8 protein-coding genes are annotated in these 8,636 nt (G+C 68.9%); 5 read left to right on the top strand and 3 right to left on the bottom strand.

Features of this window, described 5'->3' with window-relative positions:
* Positions 1–252 precede the first annotated feature (252 nt).
* Positions 253–1,491: a winged helix-turn-helix domain-containing protein gene (locus tag D3872_RS10495; RefSeq protein ID WP_119810720.1), complete on the top strand. Its 1,239-nt coding sequence runs from the start codon at positions 253–255 to the stop codon at positions 1,489–1,491.
* Here the strand turns inward: D3872_RS10495 and D3872_RS10490 are convergent.
* From D3872_RS10490 to D3872_RS10480, 3 genes are read right to left on the bottom strand one after another with little or no spacing between them, the layout of a single operon-like run.
* Complete coding sequence (locus tag D3872_RS10490) at positions 1,470–2,609, bottom strand: ABC transporter permease (protein ID WP_229459261.1); 1,140 nt, start codon at positions 2,607–2,609, stop codon at positions 1,470–1,472. The two genes, D3872_RS10495 and D3872_RS10490, sit on opposite strands and share 22 nt — an antisense overlap.
* 1 nt (position 2,610) lies before the next feature.
* A complete protein-coding gene (locus D3872_RS10485; RefSeq protein WP_119810719.1) occupies positions 2,611–3,561 on the bottom strand; it encodes an ABC transporter ATP-binding protein in 951 nt (316 codons plus the stop codon).
* Positions 3,561–4,517, bottom strand: coding sequence for an HlyD family secretion protein (locus D3872_RS10480; protein WP_119810718.1), 957 nt, complete (start codon positions 4,515–4,517; stop codon positions 3,561–3,563). The genes D3872_RS10485 and D3872_RS10480 overlap by 1 nt, the downstream gene beginning before the upstream one ends.
* Positions 4,518–4,863: 346 nt before the next feature.
* Here D3872_RS10480 and D3872_RS10475 point away from each other — a divergent pair, with 346 nt between their 5' ends.
* The 4 genes from D3872_RS10475 to D3872_RS26425 form a co-directional block, all read left to right on the top strand.
* Positions 4,864–5,394 (top strand): hemerythrin domain-containing protein, encoded by a 531-nt coding sequence (locus D3872_RS10475; protein WP_229459260.1) that lies wholly within the window; start codon positions 4,864–4,866, stop codon positions 5,392–5,394.
* A 100-nt stretch (positions 5,395–5,494) separates the two neighbouring features.
* The gene (locus tag D3872_RS10470) at positions 5,495–8,053 is read left to right on the top strand and encodes a DUF349 domain-containing protein (protein WP_119810716.1); all 2,559 of its coding nucleotides are present in this window, start codon (positions 5,495–5,497) and stop codon (positions 8,051–8,053) included.
* Positions 8,050–8,508, top strand: a complete 459-nt coding sequence (gene moaE / locus D3872_RS10465) for a molybdopterin synthase catalytic subunit MoaE (protein ID WP_119810715.1) — start codon at positions 8,050–8,052, stop codon at positions 8,506–8,508. Before D3872_RS10470 ends, moaE begins: the two co-directional genes overlap by 4 nt.
* The coding region (locus D3872_RS26425; protein ID WP_502567446.1) for a CrcB family protein at positions 8,493–8,636 on the top strand (144 nt) is incomplete at its 3' end. The genes moaE and D3872_RS26425, both read left to right, overlap by 16 nt.

Raw genomic sequence — 8,636 nt, 5'->3', positions numbered from 1 at the left:
CACTAGCAGCAGCGTGAACAGGGAAAAGAGGCTTTCGCCGACTGCTGGGCGAAGCCGGCGACGGAACAGTCTGAGTGTCCTGGTCAAGTGGCCCCCCAACTATCCTAACGGGTGGATAATGCCTCCGGCATAGTGAAACACGGACTCGGCATTTCTTACATTCTGCCCCCAATTTTCGCCAAGCGGGGTGGGGTACGAAAAAATAGTTCTCTGCGTTAAGAAAACAAACTGAATCGTGCTTAGAATGGAACAATGACTGAACTACACCTTTCCCAGCCCGCCGCGCGCGCGCTCCACCTCGCCGCCCAGGGGATGCTGCGGCCGCGCCGGCGCAAGGCCGCCAAAGGCGACGTGATCGAGGCGATCCGCCGTATGGGCATGCTGCAGATCGATACCATCAGCGTGGTCGCGCGCAGCCCCTACCTGGTGTTGTGGAGCCGCCTGGGCGACTACGATCCAGCCTGGCTGGAGGAACACCTGGCCGAGGGCAGGCTGTTCGAATACTGGGCCCACGAGGCCTGCTTCGTGCCGATCGAGGACTACGGCCTGTACCGCCACCGCATGATCGACCCGCAGGCGATGGGGTGGAAGTATTCCGAGACCTGGATGCGCGAACGCGCCGGCGAAGTGGCGCAGGTGCTGGACCACATCCGCCGGAACGGCCCGACCCGCTCGTCCGACTTCGAACGCACCGACGGCAAGGCCGGCGGATGGTGGGAATGGAAGACCGAGAAGCGTTCGCTGGAAGTGCTGTTCACGTCGGGCGCGCTGATGATCGCGCGCCGCCACAACTTCCAGCGCGTGTACGACCTGGCCGAGCGGGTGCACCCGGAATGGGACGACAGCCGCATGCCGCCGATGGCCGAGACCCGGCGCCAGTTCGTGCTGCGCACAGTGAAGGCGCTGGGCGCCTGCAAGACGGCCTGGATTCCCGACTACCACCGCACCCGCCGGCCCCACGTCGACCCGGACGCGCTGGTGGAGGAGGGCCTGCTGCTGCGCGTGCGGGTGGTGGGCTGGGACGACCCTGCCTACGTCCATCCGGACCATCGCGAGTTGGCGCTGCAGGCCGCCGGCGGCGCGCTGGCGCCGACCCTGACCACGCTGCTGTCGCCGTTCGACCCGATCGTCTGGGACCGCAGGCGCGCGCTCGAACTGTTCAATTTCGACTACCGGCTGGAGTGCTACACGCCGGCGGACAAGCGCCGCTACGGCTACTTCACCTTGCCGATCCTGCGCCGCGGCGCGCTGGTCGGCCGCATCGACGCCAAGGCGCACCGGCGCCAGGGGATCTTCGAGCTGAAGTCGGTGTCGCTGGAGCCGGGCGTGCGCATCAGCGAACGCTTCACGCTTGATGTCGCGGCCGCCGTGGCGCGCTGCGCCGCCTGGCATGCCTGTCCGGAAGTGCGGGTGTGCGCCACCGTGCCGGAAGGCCTCAAGCCGATGCTGGAAGCGGCCCTGGCGCCGGCTCAGTCCAGCGTTTCGCGGTAGCGGTACACCGCGACCCCGCCCGCGGCCAGCAGGAACAGGCCGATCGGCCACAGCTCGGGCACGATATCTGCCAGCGTGTTCCCTTTCAGGAGGATGCCGCGCACGGTGCGCAGGAAGTGCGTCAGCGGCAGCATTTCGCCGATCGCCTGGGCCCAGCCCGGCATGCCGCGGAAGGGGAACATGAAGCCGGACAGCAGTATCGACGGCAGGAAGAAAAAGAAGGTCAGCTGCATTGCCTGCAGCTGGTTGCGCGCCAGCGTGGAAAAGGTGAAGCCGACCGCCAGGTTGGCGGCGATGAACAGGACCAGCACGAACGACAGCAGCACCAGGCTGCCCACCATCGGCACGTCGAACAGCAGGCGCGCGGCGGTGAGGATGACCAGCACCTGCACGTAGCCGATCAGGATATAGGGCACGATTTTCCCGATCATGACCTCCAGCGGACGCGCCGGCGTGGCCAGCAGGTTCTCCATCGTGCCGCGCTCGTACTCGCGGGTGACGGCCAGGCTGGTCATCATCACCATGGTCATGGTCAGGATCACGCCGATCAGGCCCGGCACGATGTTGTAGCGCGCCAGTCCGTCCGGGTTGTAGCGGCGGTGCACGCGCACTTCGAACGGCGGCTCGCGCAGGGCCAATCCGGCGAGCGGCCCCGTCAACTCGCGCGCCGCCACCTGGCGGCTGATGCCGGCGATGGCCGCCAGCGCGTTGCCGGACGCCGAAGGGTCGGTGGCGTCGGCCGCCAGCAGCATGGCCGGGCGTTCGCCGCGCACCAGCTTGCGTTCGAAATCGGGCGGGATCACCAGCAGGAACTGCACCTTGCCGGTGTCGAGCATCTTGTTGCCTTCGGCCTCGCCGGCGGGCTGGGACACCAGCGCGAAGTAGCGCGAGGCCTGCAGCGCCGAGACGAAACTGCGCGAGAACGCGCTGTCGCCGTGCGCCACCACTGCCAGCGGGAGGCGCCTGGGGTCGGTGTTGATCGCAAAGCCGAACAGCACCAGCTGCATGATCGGCACCCCGACCATCATCGCGAAGGTCAGGCGGTCGCGCCGCACCTGGCGGAATTCCTTGACCAGGATGGCCAGCATGCGCGCCCACGACATGCCCGCGGCGCGCATCTCAGGGCGCCTTCGCAAAGTTGTCGTCGGCGCCGCGCATCAGGTCGATGAACACGTCCTCGAGGTCGGCCGCGCCGGGCGTGGCGCGCAGGCCGTGCTGTTCCATCAGCTGGCGCGCGCCTGCCAGCGCGGTATCGAGTGCTTCGCTCGAGGCCGCGCTGACGTGCAGGGTGGCGCCGAACCAGGCCACGCTGCGCAGGCCGGGATCCTCGCGCAGCGCGCGCCCGAGCACGGCCAGGCCCTCGGGCGGCCCTTCGACTTCGGCGCTGGCCAGCGCTGCCTGAGCCACCAGCTCGGCGCCGCTGCCTTGCGCCAGCAGGCGGCCGTACGAGATGTAGGCCAGTTCATGGCAGCGCGCCGCTTCGTCCATGTAGTGGGTCGAGACCAGCACCGTCAGCCCGCCCACCGCCAGTTCGTGCAGGTGGTCCCAGAACAGGCGGCGCGCGTACGGGTCGACGCCGGCGGTGGGTTCGTCGAGCAGCAGCAGCTGCGGCCGGTGCAGCAGGCAGGCGGCCAGCGCCAGGCGCTGCTTCCAGCCGCCCGACAGCGATCCGGCCAGCTGGTCGCGGCGTTCGGCCAGTCCCATTTGTGCCAGCGCCTCATCGACGATGGCGCGCCGCCGCGGCACCTGGTAGACGCGGGCGATGAAGTCGAGGTTCTCCTCGAGCGACAGGTCTTCGTACAGGCCGAACTTCTGGGTCATGTAGCCGACCTGGCGCTTGATCTCGCGGGCCTGGGTGCGGATGTCGAAGCCCAGGCATGTGCCTTCGCCTTCGTCCGGCGTCAGCAGGCCGCACAGCATGCGGATGGTGGTGGTCTTGCCGCTGCCGTTGGGGCCGAGGAAGCCGTAGATGGCGCCGCGCGGCACCCGCAGGTCGACGTGGTCGACCACGGTGCGCCCGCCGTAACGCTTGGTCAGGCCGCGCACGTCGATCAGGATCGGGCGTTCCATCAGCGCGGCCCTGCCAGGCGCACTTCGATCGGCTGGCCGGGATGCAGGGCCTGTGCGCTTTCCTTTGAGGGCGTGGCCTCGACCATGAACACCAGGCCGGCGCGGTTTTCGCGGCTGTAGATCAGGGGCGCGGTGTATTCGGCCTCGCGCGCGATGTGGCTGATGGTGGCGGCCACGGGCTGGCCGCAGCCGTCGCAAGCCAGCGTGACTTTCGCGCCCAGCGCGATCGAGGCAAGCGCCGCCTGCGGCACGAAGAAGCGCGCGCGCAGGTACTGCGGCGCCAGCAGGCTGACTACCGGCGCGCCGGCCGGCACCAGCTCGCCCTCGCGGAAGTACAAGTCGGCAACGCGTGCCTCAAGCGGGGCGTTGACCGACTTGCGGCGCAGCTGCCATTCGGCCTGGGCCAGCTGGGCCTGGGCCGCCTCGATGTCGTGGCGCGCCGCCTCGATTTCGCCGGCGCGCGCGCCCAGCCCCGCCACCTTGAGCTGGGCCTGCAGTTCGGACACGCGGGCCTGGTCGCGCCGCATGGCCGCGCGCAGCTGGTCGACCCGGGCCGGTGCGACGAAGCGCGCCTCGAGCAGGCGGATTTCGCGCGCCAGCTCGGCCCGGGATAGTGCCAGCACGGCTTCGGCCTGGGCCAGCTGCTGGCGGGACACCGCGATTTCCTCGGGACGGCGGCCTTTCTGCAGGTCGGACAGCAGGGCTTTGGCGCGCTGCAGCCGGGCCGCCGCTTCCTCGCGGGCGGCGCGTTCGGAGTCCTGTTCCAGTGTGAAGGCGGGGGCGCCGGCGCGCACCGCGCTGCCGCGCTGAACGAACAGCCGCGCCAGCGTGCCGCCGGAAGGGCTGGCCAGGCGCACGTAGTCGGCTTCTATATACCCGGGGAAGTATCCCGGCGCCTTGTCGCCGCAGCCGCCCAGCGCGGCAAGCACGATAGTTCCGAGGAGCAAGCGCTTCATGGGAAGTTCCATGGGATGGGACAGCGTCGCAGCAACGTTATCACAATCGCAGCCTTGCAAAGCCGGCTAATTTATGATTTCATCAATGGCAGGGGTTTGCGAAATATCAAACCTGCTTTGTCGGACTTCCTTACACTTGATCTTCCGGGCCGAGATTAATCTCTCCAAAATAACAAAGTCGGCCTTTCCGTAAACGTCACTACCAGCCAGGTTCCCCGGGGCACGCCTTTGCGTCGCCGGGTCCTGTACCGGTGCGAAATTCAGAGGAGAATGAATGTTAACGGCGACATATACTCTCGTTGCACTATCAGTCGAGCAAGCAAGCGTTCGTGTCAGCTTGCAGTCCTTGAAAAAGTTGCTACAGTCCAATTTCATCCACCAGACGGCGCTCACGTCCAGCCAGGTCAGCTACGCGTTCGATGCCCTGCAGCGCCTGTACCACAATTGCCACTGGCGGAAAATCGATACCTTCCTGATTCCCGCGCTGCGCCGCGCCACCGGCCAGGCCGGCAGCCTGCTCGACGAGCTCGACGCGCTGACCGACGCCGCCGGCCAGGCCATCGCGGACATCTCGGCCCGGGTCATGGCCGCCGCGGTGTCGGGCGAGGCGGCGGTGCGCCAGTTCTGCGGCGCCATCGAAGCCTTCTGCGACGCCATGCTGACCCGCCTGGAGCGCGAGGAGCACGAGCTGTTTTCGCTGGCCCGCACCATGATTTCCGGCGAGGACTGGTTTGCCATCGCCAACCAGATGCTGGCCCACGATGCATACCGCCTGGAAACCCGCCCCGCGCGCGAGACGCCTGCCTCGCCTGGCGAGGCGGTGCACGCCGCGGAGGTCGACCGCCAGCGGCGCCACGCCTTCATCGCCGCAGGCTGAACCGGTGGCGCGCCCCGGCCCGGGGTAAAACCGCCGGCAGTGCAGCCTCCCATGCTGCGTTCTTGCTATGATGGCGGTTTTGAATGATTGATGCGACGTCATGTTCGAATTCCTCTTCAAGCGCTCGGGCGACAAGCCGGGCGCGGCGGCTGCTGGCCAGCCGGGCCGGCAGGATACGGCTGACCAGCAGGGCGCCGGCGAACCATCCGCGCGCGACCTCCAGGCCGGCCTGATTCCTTCGCTCGAGGGCGACGAGCTTGCGGCTGCCGAATTTGTCCTGAAGTCCGAATTCTCCGAGCTGCGCCTTGCCGCCGCCGAATTCATCCACTCGCGCGAACAGCTCGAGCGCGTGCACGGCGCGATCCGCAATACCGACCGCCGTGTCGCCAAGCTGATGCAGTCGCGGCTGGACGCGATCCGCCACCGCCAGTCCGAGCTCGAGCGCGCAAGGGCCTGCATCGCCCTGGCCGAAGCGCTGGCCGCCGACGACAAGCTGACCCCCAACCAGGTGGCGGAACTCGACCGCCGCTGGTCGGTCATCTCCGCGCCCGAACTGGTGGAAGAATTCACGCATGTGCGCGGGCGCCTGGCCGGCCGCATGGAAGGCCAGGTTGCGCTGCAGCGGGCCATGATCGACCGCCTCGGCGCCTTGCGCCACCTGGAGGGCAGCGGCCTGGCCGCCGCCGAGGTGGCGGCGCGCATCGAACACTTGTCGCAGGAGCAGGCGGTGGCGCTGGCCGCGCCCGAAGCCGGCACGCTGCCGCGCAGCCTGGTCAACGAGTTCGACCTCGAACGCACCCGCATCCTCAACTCGCTGGCGGCGCTCGAGAAGGGCGAGGCCGTGGCGGCCGCGCGCGAAGCCGCGCTGGCCGAATGGGAAGCGGCCCCGCGCGAGTCGCTCAATGCGGAGCGCATCCGGAAAGCCTGGCAGCACCTGGGCGTGGCGACCGGCGCCGCGCCGGCCGGCCAGCAGCAGCATTTCGACGCGCTGGTGGCGGCGCTGCCGCAAGCGCCGCCGCAGGCGGCGCGCAAGCCGAAGGCACAGCCGCCGGCAGCAAGCGCGGTGCTCGCGGGCACCGCCACGCAGTTCGCCGACACGCTGGCGGCGATGGAAGCCGCGCTGGAACATGGTTCGCTGGGCGCCGCCGCCGACTTCGACAAGGTACTCAAGGAAACGCGCGGCATACGGTTGACCCCTGAGCAGGCCGAACGGCTGGCGCATGCCCGCGCCGAACTGAAACGCCTGTCCGACTGGGCACGCTGGGGCGGCAACGTCTCGCGGGAAGAGCTGATCAAGGCGGTCGAACAGCTGCCGTCACTGCACCTGGCGATGGGCGAGCTGGCCAAGAAGGTCGGCAGCATGCGCGACCGCTGGAAGGCGCTCGACTCGCTGTCCGGCGCGGCGCCGAAAACGCTGTGGGAGCGTTTCGATGCGGCCTGCAGCACGGCGTATGCGCCGGCGGCGGCCCACTTCAAGCACCTCGCCGGCGAACGCCACGCCAATGCCGGCAAGGCGCAGGCGCTGGTGGCCGAAGCGGTGGCCGAGGCGGGCCGGCTGGACAATGCCAGCGGCGCCGACTGGAAGCATGTGGCCGGCACGGTGCAGCGCCTGCGCCAGGCGTGGAGCCACCTGGGCGCCATCGACCGCAAGGACAAGAAGCGCCTCGACCAGGAATTCGCCGATGCGCTCAATGTGCTGCAAGGCCCGCTGGAAGTACGCCGCAAGAACGAGGCGGCCGGCCGCGACGACCTGATCGAGCAGGCCAGGGCCATCAACCCGCGCGACCGCCATGCGCTCGATACGCTGCGCAGCCTGCAGGAGCAGTGGCAGGAGCATGCCAAGGCACTGCCGCTGGAACGCAAGACCGAGCAGGCCTTGTGGCAGCGCTTCCGCGCCGCCTGCGACGCGGTGTTCGCGGCACGCAAGGAAAGCGCCCACGCCGCCGACGCCGAACGGCGCGCCCACCAGGAAGCCAAGGACGCGGTCAGCGCACGGCTCGAAGCCGCCGCGCAGGGTATCGAACCGGCGGCGGCCGGCAAGCTGCTGCGCGATGCTGCGGCCGAATGGCATGCGATCGGCCCGGTACCGCGCGCCAATGAGGCGAAGGTCGAGAAGCGCTACCACGCGGCGGTGGCCAGCGTGCAGCACCACGCCGACGTCGCGAGGCGCAATGCGAGCCTGGCCCAGGCCGGATCACTGCGCGACAAGCTGCGGCTGTGCCAGGCGCTGGAGGCGGAGCTGGCCGGCGGCGCGGCGATCGACGCCGAGGCATGGCGCGGACGCTGGTCTGCCTTGCCGGCCCTGGGCGCCGACTACGAAACGGTGCTGCAGGCGCGCTTGGACGCTGCGCTGGCGGCAGCTTCGGGCAGCGGCCGCGAGGAATACGCCGCGCTGCTGGAGCAGAACCGCGGACGGCTGCTGCACGATATCCTGCGGCTCGAAATCGCGGCCGGCGTCGACAGCGGCGCCGAGTTCGCGCGCGACCGCCTGAAGCTGCAGGTCGAGGTCCTGCAAACCTCGCTCAAGTCGGGCCGGAAGCCGGTGTCGCAGGCGGCGCAATTCATCGAGCTGTGCGCCATGCCGGCGCTGGCCGATGCGCGCACCGCATCGCGCATCGAGCAGCTGTTTACCCGTATCGCAGGCAAGGAGGCGCGATGAAGCAGGTGCGGGTGCAGCTGGAGGACTTCGACCTCGGCGCCGAAGTGGCGGCGCTGCGCTCGGATAACCCGCGTATCGGCGCCGTGGTCAGTTTTGTGGGTACCGTGCGCGACATGAACGACGGCGCCAGCGTCAGCACGATGGAGCTGGAACACTATCCCGGCATGACCGAACAGGCCTTGGCGCAGATCGTCGAACAGGCCAACGCCCGCTGGCCGTTGCTTGGCGCGATGGTGATCCACCGGGTCGGTCCCTTGCTGCCGATGGAGCAGATCGTGCTGGTGGCCGTCGGCGCCGCCCACCGCGGCGAAGCCTTCGACGCCTGCGAATTCATCATCGACTACCTCAAGACCGAGGCGCCGTTCTGGAAAAAGGAACAGACGCCGGAGGGCGCGCGCTGGGTAGACGCGCGCGAGTCCGACGATAGCGCCAAGGCCAAGTGGGCCACCCCTTAAGCTGGATCGCGGTCGGGCTCGGCGCAGCCTGTGGCGCCTGGCTGCGCTGGGGCCTGTCGCTGTGGCTGTCGTCCGCGTACGGCAAGCTGCCGCTTGGTACGCTCGTCGCCAACCTTGGCGGCGGCTAC

The organism is Massilia cavernae, assembly GCF_003590855.1.
GTDB classification, from domain to species: domain Bacteria; phylum Pseudomonadota; class Gammaproteobacteria; order Burkholderiales; family Burkholderiaceae_D; genus Telluria_A; species Telluria_A cavernae.
This window is presented reverse-complemented; position numbering and strand designations above follow the sequence as displayed.

Bases quoted from the DNA above. Each gene is read 5' to 3' on its own strand.
- D3872_RS10485 (WP_119810719.1), bottom strand. From the start codon at position 3,561: ATGGAACGCCCGATCCTGATCGACGTGCGCGGCCTGACCAAGCGTTAC.
- D3872_RS10490 (WP_229459261.1), bottom strand. From the start codon at position 2,609: ATGCGCGCCGCGGGCATGTCGTGGGCGCGCATGCTGGCCATCCTGGTC.
- D3872_RS10470 (WP_119810716.1), top strand. From the start codon at position 5,495: ATGTTCGAATTCCTCTTCAAGCGCTCGGGCGACAAGCCGGGCGCGGCG.
- D3872_RS10480 (WP_119810718.1), bottom strand. From the start codon at position 4,517: ATGAAGCGCTTGCTCCTCGGAACTATCGTGCTTGCCGCGCTGGGCGGC.
- moaE (WP_119810715.1), top strand. From the start codon at position 8,050: ATGAAGCAGGTGCGGGTGCAGCTGGAGGACTTCGACCTCGGCGCCGAA.
- D3872_RS10495 (WP_119810720.1), top strand. From the start codon at position 253: ATGACTGAACTACACCTTTCCCAGCCCGCCGCGCGCGCGCTCCACCTC.